The organism is Bacillus sp. LUNF1 (assembly GCF_011008975.1).
Classification (GTDB): domain Bacteria; phylum Bacillota; class Bacilli; order Bacillales; family Bacillaceae; genus Bacillus; species Bacillus velezensis.
Window position 1 is genome coordinate 2,511,336 of the sequence record NZ_CP048876.1, and the last position, 24,645, is coordinate 2,535,980.

Below are 24,645 nucleotides of genomic sequence, written 5' to 3' on the forward strand. Positions count from 1 at the left end.
TTTCTATTGTTTTTTCTTCTCTCCTGATTGCGAACTGACCTTTTCTGCATCCCAGTACAGTTCGCTGAACACATCGGCCACGGCATCTGATGCGCGCCTCAGTTCTTCAAGATTGTTATCCACGCCCCCGAATTCCAGCAGAAGCGACCGGTCGTTTAAATCCTGGTTGTACACTCCATTATCTCCCGGAGAGCCTTTAGATAAAACACCGACGCTTAAGCCGGGGTATTTTTTCTCCATGAGCTTATGAAGTTCACTTGCGAGTTTATAGTTTTCTTCAAAATTAGCGCTTTTTTTGCCGACGACGATGGCGACTCTGGCATAGCTTCTTCCTTTGATGTCGGCTGTCGTATTTTTCTTGCGGCGGGAATCCCGGTGAATGTCTATGGTATATTGCAGGTTTTTATTTTTGGTGAGCGCGCTTTTTACGACCGGCCTTGATTCGTCATAGCTTCGCGCATAATTTAAGCCGTCTTTGTTCAGGCGGGCCTGAATGTCGGTTTTATCTACGGTCGCTCCTACACCTTGCGCTTCAAGCGCTTTTCCGAACATATCTCCGACAAGCGTGACATTGGCCTTCGAATGGCGGGCGTTATCCGGATTTGTTTCCCCCTTTAACAGAGGAAGGTAGGATTCGGTATTATGAGTGTGGTAAATAAAGACGACTTTTTTGCTGCCTGTTGAATGTTTCGGCGGCGCCGTTTCTTCTTTTTTCGTTTTGTTTTCGATTTCTGCCAGGTTCACTTCTTTTTCTTTTTCCATCACTTTTGACGGCGGCGGAGATTCAGCCGGCATATTCGTATAATCCGTCCCCTGCCCCGCCAGAAGGATCTCCGTATCATATTGGGCAAATCCCGGCAGCTCACGTCCCAAGAAACTCCGCGGGTCTTCCATATTAATGCTTGTCGCCAGTTTTAAGGAAAGCCGGGACAGCTGAAAAGAGTCTTTTTCAGGAAGCTCTGAGGCGAAATAATGATTTTCCATGCCGAGGAGGTGTGCAAACGCGTCACCCGGAAGTTCTCCGGCAATTCCGTGAAGAGAATCCGAAGAAAGCCTCAGTTCAGGGCGAAGCGATGTGAGCACACCCGATAATACGAAAATAACGATAAGGCTTGTCATAAACAAAAACATGCCCTTGAGCGCATTTCCACCGTTTACTGCAACGACAATTTGACGGTTTCTGCGTTTTTTTCTCATGATTTGAATCCCTCCAGCGCTTGTCTAGTAATTACTCTATGAACAAGCTAGAGGAGGTAGAACCACTTTAATGATTATAAGAACCTTTGTTATCTTGTGACACTTTTTCATGAAGGGCGGTGTTTAACCCGTTTGCAAGTACGTTCGCCATATCATCAATAAAGGTGTCAATCTCCTTCGGCGTGACCATCAGATTATGGCCGAGCGGAGAAAGCACTTCGTGAATCAGCTGGCGCTTTTCGTTTTCGTCCAGCGTGCCGACAATACCGAGAAAGGATTGGCGTTCTTTTTCTCCGGGAAGGTCTTCGTCTGTCAGCACCTTCTTTTTGCCGAAGTTCATTCCGGCGGGCACCAGAGATCTTGACGGGCTGTCATCTTTCATCTCTCTGCCGAAATGTTTTAATATATAATCCACCGTATCGCTTGCGATCGTAACCGCATCAACGACAGTCGGTACCCCGATTGCGATGACGGGAATGCCGAGCGTTTCCTTGCTTAATTCTTTTCTCTTATTGCCGACGCCTGATCCCGGGTGAATGCCCGTATCAGAAAATTGGATGGTCGTGTTCACCCTTTCAACGGCTCTTGCCGCAAGAGCGTCTACCGCGATCACAAAATCCGGCTTTGATTCTTTGATGACACCTTGAATAATATCGCTCGTTTCAATTCCCGTTAATCCCATCACACCGGGAGCAAGCGCGCTGACCGGCCTGTACCCTTCCTGCACATTTTCAGGCTGAAGCCTGAACAGATGCCTTGTCACAAGTAGGTTTTCGGTCACGAGAGGGCCGAGCGCATCCGGCGTCACATTCCAGTTGCCCAGACCGACGATCAAACAGCTTGCATCCTTTGGAATCTTTAATGCAGACAAATAGGCGGAAAATTCCTCGGCAAACACTTCCGTTACTTTTTCCTGCATGTCAGAGTCGTGTTCCCGAACCCCTTGAGCTTCGATCGTGACATAGCGTCCCTGCTTTTTCCCCGATAGCTCGGCGCCTTCTTTGGTAATATCGACGGTTCTGACTTTAATGCCGCCCTTGTCGCGTTCTTTTTCAATAAACCCGTTTATTTCTTTTTTCTGACCGGCTTGTCCGTCTTTTACCGCCTGTTTCGTTTCTACCGCTAAATCCGTCCGTATCAGAAATTGATTGACATCCAGTTCGTTGTTTTTCACGGGGAAGACCTCCTTCAATCATCGTGGTACATAGTGTGGCCATTTACAAAACGAATCATGCGAATTTACCCATCAACGAAAAATACTTTACATTTATATTGCAATCTAAAGTTCTGTTTGATAGAATACAATTTGTTCTATTGTGAAGAAGATTTAACCTTAAGACACTGTGCTACAGGTTGTATCTTAGGAGGTGAAACACATGCCAAACATTAAATCAGCGATTAAACGTACAAAAACAAACAACGAACGCCGCGCTCATAACGCGACAATCAAATCTGCTATGCGTACTGCAATCAAACAAGTTGAAGCTTCTGTTGCTAACAACGAAGCGGATAAAGCGAAAACTGCTCTTTCTGAAGCAGCGAAACGCATTGATAAAGCAGTGAAAACAGGTCTTGTACACAAAAATGCCGCAGCTCGATACAAATCTAGACTTGCGAAACAAGTGAACGGACTTTCTGCATAATACAAAAACGATCCCTTTAACGGGGATCGTTTTTTTCATTCAGTCCGGAGAAGCTCAAGGAGAAAGAGCTCCAGCAAGAGCTGCTTGTCCTTTTTCCCCGTTTTCATTTCATAATCCATCACTGCGAGTCTTTCTATAATACGCCGCAGCTCTTCTTCAGAAAAAAGCCTCGCCTGATCCATCGCCAGCTTTACCCGGAAGGGGTGCACCTTTAAGTTGGAAGCGATTTGCTTTTGGCCGTATCCTTGTCCTGCAAAATACTTCGTCTGCATAATCAGACGGAATTGGTTGGCGATCAGCGCCATAATTTTGATCGGTTCTTCGTTTTGTTTTAAAAGATCATAAAATATTTGAAGACTTTCCGTCCGTTTTCGGTTCACGATTTTGTTGATCAGCTCAAAAATATTCTGCTCCAAACTTCTTGCGACGAGCTCCCGGACATCTTCAAGTGTGATCTCATGTCTGTCACCGGTGTAGGCGGAGAGTTTTTGTATTTCCTGATATATGGAAGACAGATGGCCGTTTGCAAGCAGAACCAAATGCTCGGCAGCTTCTGTATCGATCATTTTATTTTCGGATTTCGCCAGATTAATCGTAAAATCAGTCGTCTCCTTTGCATTCAGCTCCTTAGCTTCAATCATAAGGGCTTTTTGCTTCAGCGCTTTCGTCAGCTTTTTCCGTTCGTCCAGCTTCTCATACGGAGCCACAATCACAAAGACCGTGTAAGGTGCAGGCTCCTTCAGATAAGTCTCCAGAGCGGCTGTATTATGCTCTATTTTTTCTTTCTTTTTTTCCCCTGTTAAAAAAGACGGATTTTTTACGATGACCAGCCGCTTCTCTCCCATAAACGGAAACGTTTCCGCATCGGTTACGGCCTGGTCAAGCGGATCTTCTTCAAGATCAAAAACAGACAGGTTAAAATCCTTTGTCTCCTCATCAACGACAGCTTGTCTGATCCGGCTGACAGTCTCTTGGAGCAGATACGTTTCTTTTCCGTATAAGCAATAAACGGAGCGGACATCCCCTTTTTTCAGGGCTTTCCAAACATCAAATACCATGATCGTATGACTTCCTCTCTTTCTTGATCCCCTTCTATCCTAAATTGAGTTCGGCAAATAGTAAAGAGGAAGCTTTAAGGACAGCTTCCTCATTTATAATAAACGCCTGATTCACATGCTCCCGGGTCTGCTTGTAAAAAGGCGATAATCACAAGAACAGAAAACGTTACCATCACTTCTAGATTTTTCAAAACAATTCCAGTATACTTAGGGAAGTCAGGAGGGATGAAATTGAATGATTTTGAAAAAAACGTTCAAAGCAAACGAAATGATGCTGTTGACTCAGCTGTCGGTTTTGTCGTGTCCTTCGGATTTTTCGCCTTTTTGTTCGTGATGGCAACAGCCATCCATCTTATCGGCTCTTAGCCGCATTCCGGGCTGCTGTCAATCGGCAGTCTTTTTTACTTCTTGCGCCCTGGTTTCTTCTATATCATATGGAGGGAAGACGGAAAACGTTCCGGCGCCTTTTTTAAATCTGTATTGAATCGTTCCGCTGACATCGGTGCGAAGCACATTGACAGAGTACACCTTCAAACGATCCAGCACTTCTTCATGCGGATGATGGTATCGATTCTCTTTTCCTGCTGAAATCAGCGCTGCTTCCGGCTGAAGCTGTTTCAAAAAGGCTTCACTCGTAGAGCTTTTGCTGCCGTGATGACCCGCCTTCAATATATCAGCCTTCAGTTTCGGATACGTTTTCAGCACTTCCGTTTCGCCGTCCGATTCTAAATCTCCCGTCAAAAGCCAGCTCACTCCGCCTAAAACCGTCCAAAGCACCAGTGACGAATCATTTTTACTCCTTCCGTCAGACGACTCCGGAGACAGCACCTGAAACTGAAGATCACCGGCTGTAATGGTGTCGCCCCGCTTTGCTTCGGCAACGGGAATGTTGTTTTCTTTCGCCATATTTAATATGTTCTGATCTTTCGGTTCTTTTACGAATCCCACGGGGACAATTAACCGTTTGACTCTATGATTTTTGATTAACACTCCGGCTTCTCCGATGTGATCTTGATCCGCATGGGTTAAAATCAGCGCATCCAGCTTTTTCACCCCTTTTCCGTTTAAAAACGGAATCAAAACCTTCTCGCCGATAGAATACGGGTGGCGTTTTTCTTTCCATGATTCTCCGGGATAAGAAATCACTCCCCCTGTATCAACCATTACGGTCCCTTTGCGGTGCGGCGCGCTTATAAACAGTGAGTCTCCCTGCCCGATATCAAGCATATCCGCTTCTCCCCATGGACTGAAATACGGACGGCATATTAAATAAGCCAAAACCGCGCAGAAAAAAAGAGCCGATTTCCTGAGTTTTAAAAAACCTCCCTTTTCCAAAGCCGCAAAAAGCGTAAAAACTGAAACCGCAAGCAGAAGAAGGGAAACAAAATCAGGCTTTGACACAATCATAGTAAATAAATCAACGGATGCCGCATATGTAATGAAATCATGCACAGGCTTCATCACAAGGTCGAACATATCAAACAAACATTCTCCCATCTGCCTTGAAAGTAAAAGAAGAAGGAAACCGATAACAGAAACCGGAATGACAAATAACGTATAAAATGGCACCAACACCATATTCATCAGAAAACTGACAAGTGAAATCTGCTGAAAATGATAGAGAAGAAACGGAAGTGAGCTGAGCTCCGCAATGAATGAAGCCATCGCAAGCCCGGCAAGTCTGCTTTTCCCCGCTTTCTTTAAAATGGAGGATGACAGAATTAAAGAGGCGCTTACCGCAAAGGAAAGCTGGAAGCCCGCCTGCCAAAGGAAGTAAGGATTAAACATCAGGAGCAGCAGATAAGACAGGGACAATGCAGCAGAGGAATGAATGCCGCGTTTAACAAGAGTTCCGGCGATATAAAATCCCAGCATGAGGGATGCGCGCAATACGGATGGGGCGGCACCGCTCAGCAGCGTATACACCGGCAAAAACAGCAGCAGCAAAATTCCCGCTTTTTCTCTTGTCAGCCCGATTCTGATCAGAGCATAAAATAATCCCGCCGTAATAAGACCGACATGCATTCCGGAAATCGCCATTAAATGAACGACTCCCAAATTTTGATATGCACTCAGTATATCGTCCTCTATAGAAAATTTTTCACCTAAGGTCAGCGCTTCAACAATTCCGGCGGAAGATTCAGGCACGTGATTCCGAATGATCGAAATCAAATTTTTTCTGATGTTCAGCAGTTTAAACAGCGGCTGTTTGGATTTTTCACACTGCTGAATGGAAGTCACGGAAAATAACCAGTGAATCTGCTGAGAGTGAAGATATTCCTTATAATCAAAACCTCCGGGAACCGTCGCATGTGCAGGCTGTTCCAGAGAGCCTGTAAACGTGCAGCGCATCCCCGGTTCAAGCTGTTCAATAAGTCTTTTTTCCTCAAGAGAACGGATTTTGTACGAAGCCGCCCATTTTTCCTTGTCATGTGTACGGATAACGGCTGACATTTTCGCTCCGTCAACCTTCGGAATATTAGTGATGACGGCCTGTTCAGTATAACTGCCGGCCTGATACCGCGTTACATTCGCAGCGTCACAAACCGTATAAAGAAAGAAATAAACACAAAAAGAAACGAGGCAGACGATAACCGGAGCATGGTGCTTTGTTTTTACAATAATAAAGAGAAGATACAGAAGAAAAAGGAGCAGAACCCAGAAGACATGAGCGGCGGCAATTCCCGCAGTTGCAGAAACCGCCGCCAGAGGCAGAAGAAGGTATTTATATTTCATTTATACGTAACTGGTAAACAGCTCATTGGCCTGTTCATGAATTTTTTTCAGTTCATCTGCCTTAACCCCCGCATCAGATAATTGCTGAATCAGACCTGCTACAAAAGACAATTTTTCGCGGTTTTTCAGATCGATGATCATTTCATCAAGTTCGACCTGCTCCACCTTGACTCCGGCTTGGCTGAACAGCTCTTTTGCATAAGGCTGTGTTTTGTAATCTTCGGCATAATAAACCGTTTTGATGCCTGCCTGGATAATTGATTTGCAGCATTGAATACAAGGATAATGCGTCACATAAATTTCGGCGCCCTCCGTCGGAACACCGAACTTAGAACATTGCAGAATCGCATTCATCTCTGCATGTATGGTCCGCTGGCAATGATTATCTATTAAAAGGCATCCTTCATCAGCGCAATGGACGCCGCCGGCGATTGAGCCGTTGTATCCGCCGGCAATCATCCGCTTATCTCTGACTACGGTTGCCCCGACTGACAGTCTCGGACATGTGCTTCTCAGCGCCAGCAAATGGCTTTGCGCCATAAAATATTGATTCCATGAGATTCGTTCCACAAGTGTTCCCTCCAAAAAGTCTTGTTGCTTTTCTAAGTTTACATAGATTTAAGCAGAACCGTCAATTCACTTTACCGTAATGGAAGTTTTTATCCGCTCAAATGACTTTTCTCCAAAGCCTGATACATTCATCAAATCTTCAGCAGTCTGAAACCGTCCTTTTTCTTCTCGGTAGGCGATAATCGCTTCCGCTTTTTTCTGCCCCACCCCGGAAATCGCCTGAAGTTCGTCCAGAGATGCCGTATTGATATTGACAGCTGCATTCTCCTTTTCACCCGCTGCTGTTTTCGGGCGATTCTCCTCTTCGCCTTCACTCGGAATATAAACAATCGTCCCGTCCTGCAGCTGCTCTGCTAAATTAACGTTCAATTCATCCGCCTTTTTCTTCAGGCCGCCGGCTTTTTCAATGGCTTGAGTCACTCTGTCTCCCGCTTTCATTTCATACACGCCGGGATTTCGGACCGCGCCTTTCAAATCAATCATAATCTTGTCGTCTGCGGTGTCTTTTTTGTCCGCGACGGATGCTGAGGCTGTTTGGCCGAGCACGGACTGCTGTTTGACCGGCTCTTCCTTTTCAGAACGAAACAGCCAAATGCAGATAAAAACCGCCCCTGCTACAAGACAAGCGCCCAGAATTTTCAGGTTCCGCCGCAGCCGCTCCGTCATCATCGCTTTCGTCATATTGCATTGCCTCCCCGCATAAGGTTTAGAGGATTAAGGGAAAAAGGAGGGGAATTCATTGAAAATAGGCTTTATCGGCACCGGAAACATGGGAACGATCCTGATTGAATCGTTTATCGAATCAAACGCTGCCGATCCCTCACATATCACCATCACAAACAGAACAATCGAAAAAGCATTAAAACTAAAAGAACGTTTCAGCGGCATCCATGTCACCGAGGATCAGGAAAAGCTCGTACAGGAAAATGAAATAATATTCATTTGTGTAAAACCGCTGGATATATATCCTTTGCTGAAGAAACTCACACCGCATTTACGGAAAGATCACATCTTAATCTCCATTACCAGTCCCGTTCAGACGGATCAGATTGAACATACGGTTCCGTGTCAGACGGCCCGCGTCATTCCGAGCATTACGAACCGCGCCTTGGCCGGCGTCTCGCTTGTTACGTTCGGCAAAAGCTGCAGCGAGTCTGCAAAAGCGGATATTCAAACGCTGTTCACTCATATTTCAAAACCTGTGGAAATCAGCAGCGGCATTACAAGAGCGGCGTCAGACATTGTCAGCTGCGGGCCCGCTTTTATGAGTTATCTCGTTCAGCGCTTTATTGACGCGGCAGTGGAAGAAACGGACATCACCAAAGAAGAAGCCGTGATAATGTCGACGGAAATGCTTGTCGGTCTCGGAAAGCTTCTGGAAACAGGGCATTACACACTTCCCGCCTTGCAGGAAAAAGTATGCGTAAAAGGCGGCGTCACCGGGGAAGGACTGAAGGCTCTCGAAAGCGGTGTTCAGGATATGTTCAACCGTGTCTTTCAGCGTACACATGACAAATACGATGAAGATATATCGTTAGTGAAGAAGCAATTTCACGTGTAACTGAGTATGCCATAAAGTGCTTTATCTCGCCAATCGCAAAAAATGCATTTTAAAAACCATCGTTCCGTTTAAACGATGGTTTTTGGTTTGCCTGCCGTGAAGAAAAGACGTTCAGACTCTGTTGAAGGAGGCCGGTCTGTAAAATCAGCCGTCACCTTCTTCAGTTCAAATCCGGTCTCTGCAAGCATTTGTTCATATTCTTCAATGTAAAATGTTTTTTGCTCATGCGTCTCGTCATAGCGGTCATAAGATTGTCCGTTCCATACGAAAAAGGACATATCATGGATGACAGAAAGCTCTTCATCGCCGGCAAAGCTTTGCCAGATATAGCTGATCTGCTCATCCTGATCCGCATGGGTGCTGTCCGGAAAAAGCTCCGTCATTTTATATGGGGAATGGACGTCAAACAGAAGCAGGCCGTCCTCCTTCAAAACTTGAAAAACACTTTTGAAGGTGCTTAAGACATCATTTTTCGTTTTTAAGTAATTTAGGGAATCACAGCAGATGACTACAGCATCAAACTGTTCTTCAAAACCGGAAAGCTCTCTCATATCCTGCTGGAGAAAAAGAATCGGCTTTCCCGTTTTTTTCTGCTGGGCACAGCTCAGCATATCTTCACTCAAATCAATCCCCGTGACTTCGCAGCCTTTTTCAGCAAGCCTGATGGATATTTCTCCGGTTCCGCAGGCAAGATCAAGCACCCTTCCCTTTTCCGGAAGAGACGCTTCGATCCAGCCCGCCCATTCATCATACGGCGCATGTGACATTAACTCGTCATATACGCCGGCGAAGCCTTGGTAAATCATGAGTTCAAGCCGAGCTCAAGCTCTGCGAGCGGCGCGTCGCCCCATAGCTTTTCAAGGTTGTAGTAGCTTCTTTCATCTTTATGGAAAACGTGGACAATGACGTCGCCGAGATCAACTAAAATCCAGCGGGCCTCATCAAACCCTTCCATCTTTTTCACATCAATGCCGTTTTCTTCTGCCTGATCTTTAATTTCACGCGCAATTGCCTGAACCTGCTTATCAGAATTCCCGTGGCAGATTAAAAAGTAATCCGCTATAAGTGAGATTCCTTCCATGTCCAGCGCTAAAATATCTTCTGCACGTTTATCGTCGCATGCTTTTGCCGCGATTTTTAATACGGAAGCTTGATTCATTCTTCAAATTCCTCCTGTCAATTTTAAAGACACCAGCCAATTATAGGTTGCAAACGTCTCCGGAAAGACCGGCTGGTTTTTTTTCATCAGAAATATCATTGTATTTTTCATCGCTTGTATGAGCGCTTCGTTCAGATCTGTTTCCGCCAGACGGCGCACCTCTTCCACTCCGGGAAAATGGCGGCCGGGTTCAATGTAATCCGCAACATAAATGACTTTGTCTAAAAGGGTCATTCCGGGACGCCCTGACGTGTGATAGCGGATTGCATCCAAGATCTCAGGATCAGTGATCCCCGCTTCTTTCTCAGCCAAATACGCTCCCACAGGGGCATGCCACAGCTCGGCATTGTAATCCAAGAGCTCAGCCGGCATTTTTTCCCGCACGATGATCTGCTTCATTTCTTCTTTCGGCCGGAATTTCGCATAATCATGAAATATAGCAGCCATTTCCGCTTTTTTCGGGTCTGCTCCGAACCGGCCTGCGAGAATAACCGCCGTATCTGTCACGCCGATTGTGTGGATGTAGCGATGCTCGGTCAGCTGTTCTTTGACGCAGGCAAGTGCTTCCTCACGATTCATATAAATCATTCTCCTCTATATACTGCCTCACTTTATCCGGCATTAAGTATTGCGTCGGCTTTTTTGCTTTGAGACGTTCTCTCAGCATCGTTGACGAAACGTCAAATTCCGGAACGTCGGCAAAAAGCAGCGGGTACGGGGTCTCAATATGATACCCCGGGCGCCGCACTCCGATAAATTGAATGAGCGTGAGCAGTTCGTCCAGTTTGTACCATTTCGGCAGATATTCAATCATATCCGCCCCGATAATAAAGAAAAGCTTGTCGTTCGGGTGCCGCTCCTTCAGTAAACGGACAGTATCATAGGTATAAGAAGGGCCTTTCCGGTCCATTTCCGCAAGCTCAAGCTTAAAGCCGGAATTCGAGCTGATGGCAAGCTTCAGCATCTCCACCCGGTGCCGGCTGTCTGTAAAGTCTTCATTCTGCTTGTGCGGAGGGATTTTATTGGGCATAAACCAAATCTCATCGAGCTCCGCCTGATGAAGGACTTCATTAGCCATCAGAAGATGTCCGTTGTGCGGAGGGTCAAATGTGCCCCCGAATATTCCGATTTTCTTCATGTCAACCACCTTACGGAAGCTCGATTTGTTTATTTTCCTTTGATTCCTTATACAATACGATCGTATTTCCGATCGTCTGCACCAATTGTGAGCGGCTGCCTTTCACAAGGGCTTCTGCGACATCATTTTTATCGTCTTCGCAGTTTTGAAGCACGCTGACTTTAATCAGCTCTCTTGCTTCTAAAGCCTCGGCAATCTGTTTCACCATGTTTTCGTTGACTCCGCCTTTTCCCACTTGAAAAATAGGCGTTAAATGATGCGCTTTTGAACGCAAAAACCGTTTTTGTTTTCCTGTTAACATTGTGTTCCTCCTAGTTTTCCTTCAACAATTGCTCTCATTAAGCCGCTGTCAGGCTCTTGTTCCGTCCACAGCTTGAAAGACAGTGCGGCCTGTTCCACAAACATGCCGACACCGTCAAGGGTTGTTAAACCTCTTTTTTCAGCTTCTTTTAAGAACGCCGTTTGAATCGGGTTGTATACGATATCACAAACGATGGCGCCCGTTTTGGCCCGTTCCAATGAGAGCGGCACGGCATCCGTTTTCGGATACATGCCGACAGATGTTGTATGAATAATGACGTCATATTGTTCAAGCTGATTTTCAGCTTCTTTTAAAGTAAGGACGCGTTTCTGCTGAAAAGAGGGAGCAGCCGCAATCAGACTTTCTGCTTTTTCCGGCGTGCGGTTGCAAACGTCAAATTGTTTCGGCTCTCTGCGGACGATCGTCGTAAAAATCGCTCTTGCCGCTCCTCCCGCCCCAATCATAAGGATGGAGAGCTCTGATATCGGTTTGTCCAATACTTTGACTAAGGATTTATAAAACCCATCTCCGTCAGTATTATACCCGATGAGCCTGTCTCCCTCTCTTTTGACGGTATTTACGGCCCCGAGTACTTTCGCGCTTTCATGTATTTCATCCAGATGCTCCATGATCGCGACTTTATGCGGGACTGTGACGTTCACTCCGCAGATGCCAAGCGCCTTGATTCCGTTAACGGCGTCCTTGAGATGATGAGGTTCCACCTGAAACGCAAAATACTGCCCGTTGATGTTCTTATCTTGCAAAGCCGCGTTATGAATATCGGGTGACATTGAATGCCCGATCGGATTTCCGATTACTCCGTACAATTGTTTCATGCTCCCTCTCCCCTTCTCTCTATATTAATGAACGGCGGACAAATACGTGTACGCCTTTCGGAGCGTATGCCGATATTTTTTTATCTGCTTGCTGCACCGTGACCCAGCCGAGACCGGAAAAAACGATATCCGTCTTTCCTTCTTTAATCGAAAACGTATGGGGTGTAAGCTCCGGAAATTCATCCAAATGATCTTTTCCGGGCGGGGTAAGCAGTTCTCCCGCATGCTTTTCGTATAAGGCATCAGCATTTTCAAGCTTTGTTCTGTGAATCATCAATTCATTCGGCATATAGCAGACAAACGCCGTTTTATCGCCTGATACATAGTCAAACCGGGCAAGCCCGCCGAAATAAAGCGTTTGTTTTTCATTCAGCTGAAAAGTGCGCGGCTTCAGTTCTTTTTTCGGTGTCAGCACCTTTAAGTCACGCTTGTCCACGTAATGCGCCATCTGGTGATGGTTAATGATTCCCGGCGTATCATAAAGCGCAGATCCGTCATCAAGCGGGATTTCAATCGCATCAAGCGTCGTGCCCGGAAATTGAGAGGTAGTAATAATATTCTCTTCCCCTGAGACCTCTTTAATAATCCGGTTGATAAATGTGGATTTGCCGACATTGGTACAGCCCACCACATACACATCGCGGCCTTCGCGGTAATGTTCAATGGCGTCAATGACTTCTTTCATCCCTTGTCCGCGGGAAGCGCTGATTAAAAAGACATCAAGGGGTTTTAAGCCGTATTCTTTCGCTTCGCGTTTCATCCATTGAACGAGCCGTTCCCGTTTTACGGATTTCGGCAGGATATCGGCCTTATTACCGACAAGAATGATCGGATTACCGCCGACAAAGCGGTTCAGCCCGTTTATCCAGCTTCCGTTAAAATCAAAAATATCAACGACTTTGACAATAAGAGAGTCAGTATCGCCGATTGTGTGCAAGATATTTAAAAAGTCATCATCCGTTAATGAAACATCTTGAATTTCATTGTAATTTTTCAGTCTGAAGCAGCGCTGGCAGATGACATTCTCCTTTGTGAGAGATGCCTTTGGCGCGTATCCGAGACCTTGTTTATCCTCGGTTTGGATCGTTACTCCGCAGCCGATGCAAACAACCTTTTCCATTTCTAATCCTCCCACTGAATATGGCCTTTACGTTTCAAAGAACTCAATATTCTCCGTTCAATCCGGCGGTTAAAGCGCGTCATGACTCCGTCAGAGGAAGCGACAGGCACGACGAGGATCGTATGATACCCGTTTCTGTTTCCGCCGAGAACATCAGTAAGCAGCTGATCGCCGATGACCACACAGTCTTCTTTTTTCAGATCCATGCTGCTGACGGCTCTTTTAAAGGCGCGCCCCATCGGTTTTCTTGCCTTATAAATAAACGGTATGCCAAGCGGCTCCGAGAATAATTTCACTCTTCGTTCATTATTATTGGAGACGATCGTGACTTTAATGCCGTGCTCCTTCATTTCTTCAAACCACTCGATTAATCGAGGTGTCGCACTCGGTCTGTCCCACTCCACAAGCGTGTTGTCAAGGTCTGTAATAATCCCTTTCACATTGCGTTCTTTGAGCTTTTCCGGTGTGATATGAAATATATTTTTCACAAATTCGTCAGGTAAAAAAAACTTTTTTAACAAAACCCGCACCCTTCCTTTTCTTTCTATCATCTATATGTCGAAACCTGTCAGATTTAAAAACAAAGTCGGACACAGTAAAAAAATTTCGACAAAAATTGGGTTTCTTCACCAGTTGTGGATAAAATTACACACATTATCCACTCTTATTACATCCGGATTTATCCAGATTATAAACAAGATACTAACAAGTTATCCACGTACGAGTGTGGATAACAGAACGATTGTTCTTATTTGTATTTCATGGTAGATTAAAGATAACCTCACCATGATTGAAACGCAACCTTCCATCATATGCTTGCGTCTGATGATTGATTACAATTGTAAGGAGGTGCCACTCCCATTAATTGGGTCCCCGGCATGAGAAAGCTTTCTGATGAATTACTAATAGAATCTTATTTCAAAGCCAATGAAATGAATTTGAGCCGTGAATTTATCGAGTTAATTGAAAACGAAATCAAAAGAAGATCGCTCGGACACATTATTTCCGTTTCTTCTTAAACAGAAAAAAGTTCCCGGGCGAATTTCCTTTTTTTACTCAGATGACTGATATTATATCACTTCGGTTATGCGCATTACTACCACTTTCAACAAAAAACACCCCTAAAATAGAGGTGTTTAAGAGGACGGCTGCTATATATTGAACCAATACAGACCGCCCAGGACGAGAATGACGACGAGCAGCACAACAAAAAATGCGTACCAGTACCCCGCATTCACCCGAGGAGGCGGGCATACAGGATGTTGCGGAGGGAAACCGCGGTTCATAGCAATCGCCTCCAAAAAGATGTTTTTTCTACAGCCTATGAAGCAGAAGCAAAACGGTTTAGGCAGCTGACGGCGTCAGCGTTCCAAAACCCGCCCATTTTTTATGCCTTCAATTAAGATTCTGGCGCCTTTTGGCGTCATATGATTTCCGGAAGGATCTATCAGTCCGGATTGGATCAGCGCCCGGTCTGTATCTTTGCCGCCGTCCGCGCGTATAAAGTGTTTCCAGTTATCCACCAGCGGCACTTTTAACTCAGCTGCAACCTGCCTCGTAACGCTGTTATAGGAATTATGCCATTTTCTCGCACCGCCTTTTTCTTTAAAGGCTGAGGCTTTATATCTCGAATAGTAATAGAGATGATTCGTTCCGTTTCCTTCTATAACCGGGATGCACGTCATTAAAATCGGCTTTATGCCGTGATTTCTGCTTTCGTTTATGAAATAAGTCAGGTTTTCTTTAAACCGTTTCTTTGATACCCGCGGCTGATCGCCCGTCAAAATGCCCGCATCATTTGTTCCGAACATGATAAATAAATATTGGGGCTTACGCTCCAGCACGTCGCTTTGAAAGCGCAGGCGCGCATCCTCAGTCGTCTGGCCGCCTATTCCCGCATTTATAACCGTAAGACGGCCGCGTTCCGCTGTCTTTAATATGTTTACCCACTGCTGCGCCTTCGGATAATCACGATAATCCCAGTTGGAACCGCGCGTATTGCTGTCGCCGAATGCGACAACACTTTTTTCTTTGCCCGCGGCGCATCCTGATAACAGACAGATTATCGTAATAAAAAGAACAGCAAACTTCATTTTCTCTCCCCCCCAAACCTTACCTCCTATGGTACACATCTCTTTGGCGGCTTTCAACGCGGCGCTCTCTTTACTGGATATGAAAAGGACCGGAATCCTGTCCGATCAAATCCGAAACCTTAACAAACGTGTAGCCCTGCTTTTTCAGCTTGGGAATGATTTCTTTCAAAGCCTCAACCGTCTGGCGCCGGTTTCCTCCGCCATCATGCAGAAGAACGATATCTCCATCTCTGGCATGTGAAACAACGTGCCTGACGATTTTTCCTTTCCCGGGCCTTTTCCAGTCCCTCGGATCTTGGTTCCATGACCACATGATGATATGATAGCCCTCTTTTAAGATGCTTTTGAAAGCCGTATGATTCAGCGACCCTCCCGGCGGGCGGAATAACTTGTCCCCTTCCGGCTGCAGCGATGTGATATGATGCGCTGAGCTGTGAAGCTCTTGTAAAATGTCTTTGCGTTTCAGTCGGTGAAAATAAACATGGTTCATCGTATGGTTGCCGATTTCATGCCCTTCTTCAACGATGCGTTTTGCCGTTATGGGGTATTTGTCTATACGGCTCCCGACACAAAAAAAGGTTGCTTTAACATTGTGCTGTTTCAGCACGTCTAACACAGCCTCCGTATAGACAGGATGGGGGCCGTCATCGAAGGTTAAAGATAGTTTCTTTTTTTCAGACCTTATATCCCAGTACACGTTTCCCGTTTTCTCCATGTCACTTCTTTTTAAAGATTTCGCATCGGCGGACACGGCAGTGAGACTCGTGAGGACGCATATCATGATGATCAGATGAAAGCATCTCAACGTTTACACCTCCAGTAAACACTACTGTTAACGTGTCCCCTTTTATAAAAAATCATTCTCTGCATCAAATGATGCACATCACCCGCTTCCCGCTTGTTTTTGTCCAAACCCGGGTGCCAGCCGTTTCTCATCAAACGGCAAATGCTGATAAATCAAATACGCTTATCGGACAGCTTATTTTAATAGAAGGAGATAGATTTGTGCTGTATACTATTTGAAAAAGAGGTGAACGTGCAGATGATAAAAAAGGGATTCAGTCTTGCCGTCATCATTGCTGTCGTGATGATCGGCTTTATGCAAAAAGACGTCTGGCTCAGCATGATTCGCGCGGGCGGCATGTACGCCGTGCTTATGAGTATCCTTCTGGTCGCAGCTGACGTATTTTTTCCGATCGTTCCATTCGCCATTATCGCGGCCTTAAACGGAGCGGTTTTCGGGATTGTAAACGGGGTGTGGATTACATTGTCAGGCGCGATGCTCGGAACAATGGCATTGTTTTTTCTCGTCCGGTACGGATTCAGAGACTGGGCCAGAAAAAAGCTGCTGGCTTACCCGGCAGCGGCCCAATATGAAGATTCATTTCATCAGCACGCGTTTACGGCGGTGCTTTTCGGGCGGCTGATTCCGATTATACCGTCGCTTGCCATGAATACCGTCTGCGGGTTGAGTAATATCCGATGGCCGATCTTTTTTTCTGCGTCGGTGCTCGGCAAAATTCCGAACATTGTGATCGTGACCGTCGCAGGCGCTTCATTTACAAGCAACAAACTGCTGTCTTTCGGGATTTACGGAATGTATATGCTCGTCTTAATGGCGGTCATTTATAAGAAGTTTCCCGGCCTTTTAAAAACAACGAAAAAATGAAGCGCGTACCGCCCCCTATTCCGGCGGTACGGCTCCTCTCATTCTGAACCGACCACTACCATATTTTTCTTTCTGTAAAATGACAAAGCCGCTCTGAAAAACTGCCTCACGTATTGATGCAGTTTCGTTCCGCAACCCCTTCCCCTCTGCTGCTCAGTCATATAGTAAAGGTGCACATAACCGATTTTTTGGCTGCGGTAAAATTTGATGGAAGCTTCAAGCTGTCCGATCGGCTGCCCGGTATGAAAAAGCAGCATAAAACCGTCGGGAAAGCATTTGATTTGGGATGACAGCAACCTGAGATATTCATCCTTATTAAAATGATCCGCCGTGCCAAAGCTGACGAAAAACGAATCCTCACGAAACGAAACGGCCGTCTCTTTATGTTTGTTTAAATTGATCCGCTTGAAATACATCAGGAGTCCTCCTTTTTGCGGCCGCAAATAAGAACGAGCATAAAACGGCTGCCAACGCCAGCATAACAGCAGCGCCTGCGATGACGATGCCGCGGACGGAAGAACTGACAGAAGCCGCTCCGAAAACCGCCGTTACTACTATAATGAAGACGGCTTCGACTAATGAATAAAAGCTCCCCACTCTCCCCATGATGTCCACCGGAACATTCTTTTGATAAAACGTCAGAAAGCCTGTATTGGCAAACGCCAGAAAAAAAGCGAGAAGGAAAAATCCGAAAGCAGCCGTCCAAAAAACGTCAGAAAACGCATAAATCATATATCCGGCCGCTGTGAATAAAGAGCCCATTCCCATCAATAAAGAAGCCGGCATTTTTTTATTAATGAATACATTGACAAGCGCCCCCGCAATAATGCCTGCCCCTGAGACACTGACGAGAAAACCGTAATCGGCATCAGTCAGCTGAAGAACCTCTTTTGCAAAAGCGGCTTCAAGCGAATCAAGCGCTGATGGCATAACAGTCATGACCAGACTGAATAAAAAATAAATGATCATGACGTTACGCGCTGTTCGGCTGAAGCGATAGACGAGCTTCCAATCTTCTTTGTATATTGCCAAAGAAAGCTTCTGTGCGGGAGAATGTACGTGAGGCCCATTTTCAAGGTTCGGCAGCATCATCGTAATGAAACCGGACAGCACTAAAGCCGCCGCATTCACCCAAATCGCAAAAATCGGCGTGCCGGCGATAAAAAGCAGCCCGGCCGCAGCCGGCCCGAGGAGAAAAGCCCCTGATTCCGACAAAGCCCTTAGTGAATTGAATCGTTTTCTCCTTTCAGCCGGGATAAGCATCGTCACATACGCCATGGAACACGGACGAAACATCGCATTGGCCATTTGAATCAAAAATACGATACAATAAACGGAAAATAAAGACCGTGCAGTAAACATCAGCGGCAGAACGGCAATGAATGCAGCCCGGATGAAATCAAGCGACATCATCATATTCCGTTTGTTGCACCGGTCGATGATGCTCCCCGCCCACCCATTTGTCATCAAAACAGCCGCAGGCCTGATTAAATAAAGGATGGAAACCGCAAAAGCAGACCCCGTTTCTTTTAAGACAATAAGATTAAGAGACAAAAAATAGATCCATTCACCAATATTTGCTATCCCGATTCCGGTTAACAGAAGCATCGGGTACCGCCAAGACTTCAGGTTTTTCATCTTATCCCTCCCTTAGAAATAAAAAACGCCCTCAAGACAATAAAGTCTTGAGGACGGGAAACAGCCCGCTATGCCACCTCAATTCGGTTTGGTGCCGGCCTTGCCGGGTACAAAGCTTACTCGGTAACAGGAGTATCCGCCGCATCATCCTCGTGTTGCATGATTCCGATGCGAAGCTAAGAGGTTTGTTTCAACACATCCATTCATACTCCTTCACAGCTCCCGGAGCTCTCTGTCATGAATGATATCTGTCTACTCGTCTCTTCAGCGCTTTTCGTTTATATTGTTTTCACCCTTACTTTTTTTAACAATATACAGGCTCAATCAGCAAAAATCAAGAGGCTGTAAGAAATAAAACCCGATTTTGATTAATTTCCCTGTACAGACACAAACAGCCCTACCGACACATACAGTTACATATAGGCGATTGCCTACATAACTTTGTGGAGGTGAGGATGGTGACAGGTGTTTTTGCAGCGCTCGGGTTTATTGTGAAAGAACTTGTGTTTTTAGTATCATACGTGAAAAATAATGCCTTTCCACAACCGCTCTCAAATAATGAGGAGAAAAAATACTTAGACCTTATGGCTGAAGGAGATGAACACGCCCGCAACATGCTGATCGAACATAATCTTCGTTTAGTCGCCCATATTGTGAAAAAATTCGAAAACACGGGAGAGGACGCAGAAGATCTGATCTCCATCGGTACAATCGGGCTGATTAAAGGAATTGAAAGCTACTCAGCCGGAAAAGGCACGAAGCTTGCCACATATGCCGCACGATGTATTGAAAATGAGATTTTAATGCACCTGCGCGCATTGAAAAAAACAAAAAAAGACGTCTCCCTTCATGATCCGATCGGCCAGGATAAAGAAGGGAATGAAATAAGCCTGATCGATGTCCTCAAGTCGGAAAGCGAAGATGTGATTGACACTATTCAGCTCAACATGGAACTTGAAAAGGTCAAAAAATATATCGACATTTTAGACGACCGCGAAAAAGAAGTCATCGTCGGCCGCTTCGGGCTTGATTTAAAAAAAGAAAAAACGCAGCGCGAGATCGCAAAGGAGCTCGGCATTTCAAGGAGTTACGTGTCGCGGATTGAAAAACGCGCATTGATGAAGATGTTTCATGAGTTTTACCGGGCGGAGAAGGAGAAGCGGAAGAAGAAGGGAAAGTGAGCGAAAAGCCGGATCTGACATCCCGGCTTTTTCTATTTTATCTTTTTCAATCATGACTATAAACAGAATATGCGTAGCGCTCAGTATGAAGGGATAAATATACAAACTGCTTGATCGCTTCAAGGCCTGTGATCATTTCATTTGTGATACGGCCATTTTCAAAATCAATTTTGTAGGTTTGCGAGGTCTCTATAACTTCGCTGTCATCTTCAATATCATCAAATTCAATTTCTGAGGAAAGGGGCATGATAAGATCATTCCTATAACGTTCCTCCATTTATTGATTGAATGAACCATAATAAAAACCGCTCCTAAAGAGCGGTTTTAACATATAGGAAGTAATCATTCTAAGAAGAAATCGAAAGGGATTTATTTACTGCTTTTTGAGCATGGATTAAAGTCGTATCAAATAATGGCACTTTTGAATCCTCTGCCTTTACTAATAGGCCAATTTCAGTGCATCCAAGAATGATTCCTTCTGCTCCTTTATCCACCAAATTATTTATGATCTTCTTATAAATGTTTTTGGAAGACTGTTTAATTTCACCCAGACATAGTTCTTGATAAATAATATTATTTATTAATTCTCTTTCATCATCATCAGGAACAATGACATTAATCGCATGAGACGCAATACGTGATTTATAAAAATCTTGTTCCATCGTATATTTAGTACCTAGCAATCCTACTGAGCGAATGTCTTGTCTAATAATTTGTTCTGCAGTTGCATCGGCAATATGCAAAATAGGTATAGTGATCATTTCTTGGATATATCCAAGAACTTTATGCATAGTATTTGTACATATTACAATAAAATCTGCACCTGCTTTTTCTAATGATCTTGCAACTTGACCTAAAGCTTCACCTGCTTTATCCCAAGCTCCTATGGATTGATAATGTTCAATTTCCTTAAAATCAACACTGTATAAAAGGCATTTTGCCGAGTGAAGCCCTCCTAACTTCTTTTTTATTTCTTCATTGATAATTCGATAATACTCAGCTGAAGATTCCCAACTCATTCCGCCAATAAGACCAATAGTTTTCATAACCCACCTCGGATGAAATTTTCAAAATATTATAGTTATTCTATAGCATAGATTAGGTCTTTACAATTATTTATTTTTTCAGGATTATTATCATTAAATTTTATCGAGAATAAAAAATGATTGTCCGCCTTTTAAGGAGAAAACCATCAAATTCTCACCCATTTTCAGTTCTTCATCTTCTCCAGAGCGCAACCGTTTAGGAATAATAATCAAATCAGCAGGTATTATTAATTTGTCATTTTCATTAAGCCTTATTTCAATAGATGAAACGGAAATCACTTCAGCCGGCATAATATCCACCGGTGACTCACATTCAATAAAGTAAGAATATAGAAAAAGAGATATGACAGTTATGAAAATATCATTTTTCTCATTCGTTACTGCATTTTGGTATCAAATGACTTGACTTATAAGTCCTTAACTTGCGTCCTCTCTCAAACGATTCAACGCCGGGCGCTCTAAAAAGCTCCTCAGAAAATCCTTCACAGGCATACTTCATTCCCTGCTTTCTTTATGCAGACCTCGATCTGGCTGAAAGAAAAACTAGTTACTGATTAGTAACTAGTTTTTATCTTAAAAGATTCAAATATTAGGTTTCAGATTTTCTGGTTTAACCATCTCATCAAATTGTTCTTCCGTTAAAATGTAAGTTGCACGCAGTCTTTTTAGCATTAACCCTTCCTTATGAACAAACTTGGAATTTTCGAATAATTTTCATACCCGATAAGGTTCTAATTCTCTAAGTTTTCGTATCAATATTCTCTGTGTAATCCATGGGATTAACCTTTTAAGTTCATTAAACCTAACTGTTTTATTAGACAAAGCTTACAGATCGAATTTCATGGCGCCTATCGATTTTACAATTTCCGGATCTTGGTGCGACCCGAAAAGACTTTCTCCTTTATCAAGTGTGGAAATTTTTTCAATATCCTCTAAACTTAACTCAAAATCAAAAATGTCAAAGTTTTCGACAATCCGTTCTTTGCGCACCGATTTTGGAATCGTAACGACTTCACGCTGAACAAGCCAACGCAGCACGACCTGGGCGACGGATTTATTGTGTTTTTCCGCAATGGAAGTCAACACGCCGTTGCTGAACATGTTATTGCGTCCTTCAGCGAACGGTGCCCATGACTCGTGTTGAACTCCCTGCTCTTTCATAAAAGCAGCACTTTCTTTTTGCTGGCAGAATGGATGCGTTTCGACTTGATTGACGGCTGGCACGATTTCATTATGCATGATCAGATCCATTAGACGGTCGGGATGGAAGTTGCTGACTCCGATTGCCCTGATTTTTCCTTCGCGATACAGATCCTCCATCGCGCGCCAAGCGCCGTAGTAATCGCCGTATGGTTGGTGAATAAGGTATAAATCAAGATAATCCAGCTGCAGCTTACTCAATGATTTGGAAAAGGCTATCTTGGCGCTTTCATAGCCGGCATCCTGAATCCAGAGCTTGGTCGTAATGAATAGCTCCTCACGCGGTACGCCGCTCCGCTTGATTGCACGTCCGACTGCCTCCTCATTTAGGTAGCCGGAAGCAGTGTCAATCAAGCGATAACCGGCCATCAGTGCTTCATATACCGCGTTTTCACATTCTTGAGCATCGGGGACTTGGTATACACCGAAGCCGATAATTGGCATTTTCACTCCATTGTTTAATGTTACGGTTTGCATTGTAATTCCTCCTATTGTTCAAATGTAGAAACGACAAACGGCACGCATCCCGAAAATCGGGCACTGCAGAATGAATTCCGCTGCGGCTGGTTTGCGTTATAATAAGCTTATTACCTTCGTGTAACACGAAGGCAAGCACTTTTTTAAAAAGTTTTTAAAGGAGGGTTACCCATGCATACAGTCAAAGAAGCAGCGATGATAACCGGACTCACCGAGCATGCGGTGCGCTTTTACACAGATAAAGGCCTGGTGCCGAGCGTACAGCGCAATAAAAACAATATTCGTTTGTTCGACGAAGAATCAATCAACTGGCTGTTTGGTGTCAAATGCCTCAGGCAATCCGGGATGCCGATTGAAGTCATTAAAACGTACGTGAATCTCTGTCTTGAAGGAGATTCGACCATTCCACAACGGTACACACTCATGATGGAGCATAAAGAAGATGCGCTCGCCCAGCTCGAAGAAGCCAAACAGCACATTGCCCATTTGGAACAAAAAACCGCCCTATATCAGGCCATTTTAGAGCACCGCTCTTTTGATACAACCAATCCCGCCAACTGGGAAAAAATACAGCATATGCATAGTGACGTATTTTACTCGCCCACTGTCCGCTAGATGTGAAAGATATTTATGAGCACATCAATGGCTCTTAAACTCCTAAATTGGAATCCATATTGAGTATGCTAAGTTTGATGACATATTATGAGGGATTAAATTTGTTTATACGGCTATAGGGCTGCAAGTCCTTAAATTTTTTCTTAAGATTACTTTCCATTAATCGGAAACTTATAGAAGTCGCATCTGTATGTGACTTCTTGTTCGATGTTGTTTTCAAGTGTGGCATAGGTAATGTTAACTTCAGCAATTACTTCTTTTGTGCTTAAGTTAACTGTGCTAGTTGATGGAACAGACTTTTGATTCTTAGTTAGCGCATCTCTTAAAATCGTTGGCGTGTCTTGAACCATTCGAATAAAAGTTGAAGCTTGAGTAGGATTCATAATCCCGCCGGAAGCAGTTTACAGAGAATATAAAGAGCACCCCGTAGGATGCTAAATCTTATTTTTTAACATTTTGTCTAAAAAAACTTCCTTGAAAATAATTTAAGTTTGCAGAGTAGTATCTGAAACTTGATTCCGAAATAAACAATATTACAAGTTGTATAATTAACATCGGCGGGTAAGAAAAACAGCCATACTTATACAGTGTTGCTATCACTGTAAACAAAACGGCTAAAAAATGACTTACGAATACAGTACCCAAGGCATGAATTTTTGATAGCAGGTATCTATACCTTTCAACGATTCTTTTATCTTCTTCTAAATAATCGTTCTTATTGTTATCTTTCCAATTGTCAGGTATCGGAAAATTTTCAACCCGCTTAATTGCATTATCAAAAATCCGATTTTTATTAAATATCCAATTCGCTACAAAGTATAAATGATGAATTATATAGCCCACTACCATGCCAAATATACTCAGAGAAATGAAAACCCCTATTAATTTCCCGTGCTCAGAAAACTTTATATGAGCTGATATATAGTCAGCTTCAGTAAGTGCAAAATAGGCTCCTATCCAGAAAATTAACATCCATCCTGATATGCCCCACCTTATTAAATACTTTGTTTCAAAACTCATATAATCTCCTCCCACCTTATTATCGGTGTAAGAAAAGGACAAAGTATAATTTGCAGAATTTGTCTAACAAAAAAGCACCCCTAAGGGTGCAGATGTTATTTAATCCAATCTTTAATCTCTTTAATGGTCTTATACGCCTTCGACCATGTTCCATTTTCTTCCAAGTAGTTTTCACCTTTCTCTGTCAACTCAGGTCCTAATTTGAATAATTGGGGCCTATTATCTGAATAATGAACCCCAATTATATACCCTTCGCGTTTCAAAAAGTTCACAGCATCATTAAATTGGTCTTCAGTAACTCCAATATCGTTTTCTGACAAAGGGGTATGGCCTTCAAAAATCTCTTTTAAGATTGCATACCTTAATTTATCCTTATTCATAATTTCT

31 protein-coding genes and 6 pseudogenes are annotated in these 24,645 nt (G+C 44.1%); 7 read left to right on the forward strand and 30 right to left on the reverse strand.

Annotation, left to right across the window (positions count from 1 at the left end):
- Window positions 1-3: 3 nt before the first annotated feature.
- Together spoIIP and gpr are read right to left on the reverse strand one after the other, a co-directional pair.
- Window positions 4-1,197 (reverse strand): stage II sporulation protein P, encoded by a 1,194-nt coding sequence (gene spoIIP, locus G4O42_RS12060; RefSeq protein WP_032873961.1) that lies wholly within the window; start codon window positions 1,195-1,197, stop codon window positions 4-6.
- 67 nt (window positions 1,198-1,264) lie between these two features.
- A complete protein-coding gene (gene gpr, locus G4O42_RS12065; RefSeq protein WP_007408268.1) occupies window positions 1,265-2,371 on the reverse strand; it encodes a GPR endopeptidase in 1,107 nt (368 codons plus the stop codon).
- 202 nt (window positions 2,372-2,573) lie between these two features.
- On the opposite strand from gpr, the gene rpsT reads away from it, so the two are divergent.
- Entirely contained in the window at window positions 2,574-2,840 is a 267-nt protein-coding gene (rpsT, locus tag G4O42_RS12070) for a 30S ribosomal protein S20 (RefSeq protein ID WP_003152876.1), read from the forward strand.
- 16 nt (window positions 2,841-2,856) lie between these two features.
- On the opposite strand, the pseudogene holA reads toward rpsT, so the two are convergent.
- Together holA and G4O42_RS12080 are read right to left on the reverse strand one after the other, a co-directional pair.
- A pseudogene (gene holA / locus G4O42_RS12075) lies at window positions 2,857-3,898 on the reverse strand (DNA polymerase III subunit delta).
- A gap of 39 nt (window positions 3,899-3,937) precedes the next feature.
- A pseudogene (locus G4O42_RS12080) lies at window positions 3,938-4,089 on the reverse strand (hypothetical protein).
- A 40-nt stretch (window positions 4,090-4,129) separates the two neighbouring features.
- Here G4O42_RS12080 and G4O42_RS12085 point away from each other — a divergent pair.
- Window positions 4,130-4,264, forward strand: a complete 135-nt coding sequence (locus G4O42_RS12085) for a YqzM family protein (RefSeq protein WP_003152870.1) — start codon at window positions 4,130-4,132, stop codon at window positions 4,262-4,264.
- 18 nt (window positions 4,265-4,282) lie between these two features.
- Here G4O42_RS12085 and G4O42_RS12090 read toward each other — a convergent pair whose 3' ends face one another.
- The 3 genes from G4O42_RS12090 to G4O42_RS12100 form a co-directional block, all read right to left on the reverse strand.
- On the reverse strand, window positions 4,283-6,634 hold the full coding sequence (locus G4O42_RS12090) for a DNA internalization-related competence protein ComEC/Rec2 (protein ID WP_032873958.1): 2,352 nt from the start codon (window positions 6,632-6,634) through the stop codon (window positions 4,283-4,285).
- Window positions 6,635-7,204, reverse strand: coding sequence for a ComE operon protein 2 (locus G4O42_RS12095; protein ID WP_003152868.1), 570 nt, complete (start codon window positions 7,202-7,204; stop codon window positions 6,635-6,637).
- Between the two features lie 66 nt (window positions 7,205-7,270).
- On the reverse strand, window positions 7,271-7,885 hold the full coding sequence (locus G4O42_RS12100) for a helix-hairpin-helix domain-containing protein (protein ID WP_032873955.1): 615 nt from the start codon (window positions 7,883-7,885) through the stop codon (window positions 7,271-7,273).
- A gap of 58 nt (window positions 7,886-7,943) precedes the next feature.
- On the opposite strand from G4O42_RS12100, the gene comER reads away from it, so the two are divergent.
- On the forward strand, window positions 7,944-8,765 hold the full coding sequence (comER, locus tag G4O42_RS12105; protein ID WP_012118027.1) for a late competence protein ComER: 822 nt from the start codon (window positions 7,944-7,946) through the stop codon (window positions 8,763-8,765).
- A gap of 68 nt (window positions 8,766-8,833) precedes the next feature.
- Here the strand turns inward: comER and G4O42_RS12110 are convergent, their stop codons facing one another.
- Genes G4O42_RS12110 through G4O42_RS12145 form a run of 8 tightly spaced genes read right to left on the reverse strand, consistent with a single transcriptional unit; the run spans window position 8,834 to window position 13,840 of the window.
- Window positions 8,834-9,571: a class I SAM-dependent DNA methyltransferase gene (locus G4O42_RS12110; protein ID WP_032873951.1), complete on the reverse strand. Its 738-nt coding sequence runs from the start codon at window positions 9,569-9,571 to the stop codon at window positions 8,834-8,836.
- Window positions 9,568-9,924 carry a ribosome silencing factor gene (rsfS, locus tag G4O42_RS12115; protein ID WP_007408260.1) on the reverse strand — a complete coding sequence of 119 codons (357 nt, stop codon included), beginning with the start codon at window positions 9,922-9,924 and terminating at the stop codon, window positions 9,568-9,570. Before rsfS ends, G4O42_RS12110 begins: the two co-directional genes overlap by 4 nt.
- A gap of 3 nt (window positions 9,925-9,927) precedes the next feature.
- The gene (yqeK, locus tag G4O42_RS12120; RefSeq protein WP_032873949.1) at window positions 9,928-10,503 is read right to left on the reverse strand and encodes a bis(5'-nucleosyl)-tetraphosphatase (symmetrical) YqeK; all 576 of its coding nucleotides are present in this window, start codon (window positions 10,501-10,503) and stop codon (window positions 9,928-9,930) included.
- On the reverse strand, window positions 10,493-11,062 hold the full coding sequence (locus tag G4O42_RS12125) for a nicotinate-nucleotide adenylyltransferase (RefSeq protein WP_007408258.1): 570 nt from the start codon (window positions 11,060-11,062) through the stop codon (window positions 10,493-10,495). The genes yqeK and G4O42_RS12125 overlap by 11 nt, the downstream gene beginning before the upstream one ends.
- A gap of 10 nt (window positions 11,063-11,072) precedes the next feature.
- Window positions 11,073-11,363, reverse strand: a complete 291-nt coding sequence (gene yhbY, locus G4O42_RS12130; protein ID WP_003152858.1) for a ribosome assembly RNA-binding protein YhbY — start codon at window positions 11,361-11,363, stop codon at window positions 11,073-11,075.
- Window positions 11,357-12,199 carry a shikimate dehydrogenase gene (aroE, locus tag G4O42_RS12135; protein WP_032873946.1) on the reverse strand — a complete coding sequence of 281 codons (843 nt, stop codon included), beginning with the start codon at window positions 12,197-12,199 and terminating at the stop codon, window positions 11,357-11,359. Before aroE ends, yhbY begins: the two co-directional genes overlap by 7 nt.
- 19 nt (window positions 12,200-12,218) lie before the next feature.
- Entirely contained in the window at window positions 12,219-13,319 is a 1,101-nt protein-coding gene (yqeH, locus tag G4O42_RS12140) for a ribosome biogenesis GTPase YqeH (protein WP_032873945.1), read from the reverse strand.
- A gap of 2 nt (window positions 13,320-13,321) precedes the next feature.
- Window positions 13,322-13,840 (reverse strand): YqeG family HAD IIIA-type phosphatase, encoded by a 519-nt coding sequence (locus G4O42_RS12145; protein ID WP_007408254.1) that lies wholly within the window; start codon window positions 13,838-13,840, stop codon window positions 13,322-13,324.
- A 357-nt stretch (window positions 13,841-14,197) separates the two neighbouring features.
- On the opposite strand from G4O42_RS12145, the gene sda reads away from it, so the two are divergent.
- Window positions 14,198-14,338, forward strand: coding sequence for a sporulation histidine kinase inhibitor Sda (gene sda, locus G4O42_RS12150; RefSeq protein ID WP_003152850.1), 141 nt, complete (start codon window positions 14,198-14,200; stop codon window positions 14,336-14,338).
- Between the two features lie 132 nt (window positions 14,339-14,470).
- Here the strand turns inward: sda and G4O42_RS20095 are convergent, their stop codons facing one another.
- The 3 genes from G4O42_RS20095 to G4O42_RS12160 all read right to left on the reverse strand — a co-directional run bounded on the left by G4O42_RS20095 (window position 14,471) and on the right by G4O42_RS12160 (window position 16,217).
- Window positions 14,471-14,605 carry a hypothetical protein gene (locus G4O42_RS20095; protein WP_254894354.1) on the reverse strand — a complete coding sequence of 45 codons (135 nt, stop codon included), beginning with the start codon at window positions 14,603-14,605 and terminating at the stop codon, window positions 14,471-14,473.
- A gap of 75 nt (window positions 14,606-14,680) precedes the next feature.
- Complete coding sequence (locus G4O42_RS12155) at window positions 14,681-15,412, reverse strand: SGNH/GDSL hydrolase family protein (RefSeq protein WP_032873943.1); 732 nt, start codon at window positions 15,410-15,412, stop codon at window positions 14,681-14,683.
- A 70-nt stretch (window positions 15,413-15,482) separates the two neighbouring features.
- Window positions 15,483-16,217: a polysaccharide deacetylase family protein gene (locus G4O42_RS12160; protein WP_007612700.1), complete on the reverse strand. Its 735-nt coding sequence runs from the start codon at window positions 16,215-16,217 to the stop codon at window positions 15,483-15,485.
- A 237-nt stretch (window positions 16,218-16,454) separates the two neighbouring features.
- Between G4O42_RS12160 and G4O42_RS12165 the strand changes: the two genes are divergently transcribed.
- Window positions 16,455-17,081 (forward strand): TVP38/TMEM64 family protein, encoded by a 627-nt coding sequence (locus tag G4O42_RS12165; RefSeq protein ID WP_012118035.1) that lies wholly within the window; start codon window positions 16,455-16,457, stop codon window positions 17,079-17,081.
- Between the two features lie 38 nt (window positions 17,082-17,119).
- Here the strand turns inward: G4O42_RS12165 and G4O42_RS12170 are convergent, their stop codons facing one another.
- A complete protein-coding gene (locus tag G4O42_RS12170) occupies window positions 17,120-17,497 on the reverse strand; it encodes a GNAT family N-acetyltransferase (RefSeq protein WP_032873941.1) in 378 nt (125 codons plus the stop codon).
- Window positions 17,463-18,719, reverse strand: a complete 1,257-nt coding sequence (locus tag G4O42_RS12175; protein ID WP_032873939.1) for an MFS transporter — start codon at window positions 18,717-18,719, stop codon at window positions 17,463-17,465. Before G4O42_RS12175 ends, G4O42_RS12170 begins: the two co-directional genes overlap by 35 nt.
- A gap of 455 nt (window positions 18,720-19,174) precedes the next feature.
- Here G4O42_RS12175 and sigK point away from each other — a divergent pair, with 455 nt between their 5' ends.
- The gene (gene sigK, locus G4O42_RS12180) at window positions 19,175-19,900 is read left to right on the forward strand and encodes an RNA polymerase sporulation sigma factor SigK (protein WP_171006739.1); all 726 of its coding nucleotides are present in this window, start codon (window positions 19,175-19,177) and stop codon (window positions 19,898-19,900) included.
- 49 nt (window positions 19,901-19,949) lie between these two features.
- On the opposite strand, the pseudogene G4O42_RS12185 reads toward sigK, so the two are convergent.
- The 7 genes and pseudogenes from G4O42_RS12185 to G4O42_RS12210 form a co-directional block, all read right to left on the reverse strand.
- A pseudogene (locus G4O42_RS12185) lies at window positions 19,950-20,147 on the reverse strand (DUF2634 domain-containing protein); the annotation flags it as partial.
- Window positions 20,148-20,247: 100 nt separating this feature from the next.
- On the reverse strand, window positions 20,248-20,946 hold the full coding sequence (locus tag G4O42_RS12190; protein WP_032873937.1) for an aspartate/glutamate racemase family protein: 699 nt from the start codon (window positions 20,944-20,946) through the stop codon (window positions 20,248-20,250).
- 93 nt (window positions 20,947-21,039) lie between these two features.
- Window positions 21,040-21,306, reverse strand: coding sequence for a DUF2577 family protein (locus tag G4O42_RS12195; RefSeq protein WP_045555123.1), 267 nt, complete (start codon window positions 21,304-21,306; stop codon window positions 21,040-21,042).
- Between the two features lie 60 nt (window positions 21,307-21,366).
- Window positions 21,367-21,479 (reverse strand): annotated as a pseudogene (locus G4O42_RS12200) (recombinase family protein); the annotation flags it as partial.
- Between the two features lie 49 nt (window positions 21,480-21,528).
- Window positions 21,529-21,671: pseudogene (locus G4O42_RS20250) on the reverse strand (class II fumarate hydratase); the annotation flags it as partial.
- Window positions 21,661-21,768, reverse strand: a complete 108-nt coding sequence (locus G4O42_RS12205) for a winged helix-turn-helix transcriptional regulator (RefSeq protein ID WP_074534277.1) — start codon at window positions 21,766-21,768, stop codon at window positions 21,661-21,663. The pseudogene G4O42_RS20250 and the gene G4O42_RS12205, both read right to left, overlap by 11 nt.
- A gap of 3 nt (window positions 21,769-21,771) precedes the next feature.
- Entirely contained in the window at window positions 21,772-22,623 is an 852-nt protein-coding gene (locus tag G4O42_RS12210) for an aldo/keto reductase (RefSeq protein ID WP_032873933.1), read from the reverse strand.
- A gap of 171 nt (window positions 22,624-22,794) precedes the next feature.
- Here G4O42_RS12210 and G4O42_RS12215 point away from each other — a divergent pair, with 171 nt between their 5' ends.
- Window positions 22,795-23,238, forward strand: coding sequence for a MerR family transcriptional regulator (locus G4O42_RS12215; protein WP_032873931.1), 444 nt, complete (start codon window positions 22,795-22,797; stop codon window positions 23,236-23,238).
- A gap of 197 nt (window positions 23,239-23,435) precedes the next feature.
- Here the strand turns inward: G4O42_RS12215 and G4O42_RS12220 are convergent.
- The 3 genes and pseudogenes from G4O42_RS12220 to G4O42_RS12230 form a co-directional block, all read right to left on the reverse strand.
- Window positions 23,436-23,633, reverse strand: a pseudogene (locus G4O42_RS12220) (phage major capsid protein); the annotation flags it as partial.
- 46 nt (window positions 23,634-23,679) lie between these two features.
- The gene (locus G4O42_RS12225) at window positions 23,680-24,258 is read right to left on the reverse strand and encodes a BA5345 family protein (protein WP_032873928.1); all 579 of its coding nucleotides are present in this window, start codon (window positions 24,256-24,258) and stop codon (window positions 23,680-23,682) included.
- A 95-nt stretch (window positions 24,259-24,353) separates the two neighbouring features.
- Window positions 24,354-24,638 (reverse strand): YjcQ family protein, encoded by a 285-nt coding sequence (locus G4O42_RS12230; protein WP_032873926.1) that lies wholly within the window; start codon window positions 24,636-24,638, stop codon window positions 24,354-24,356.
- Between the last annotated feature and the right edge of the window lie 7 nt (window positions 24,639-24,645).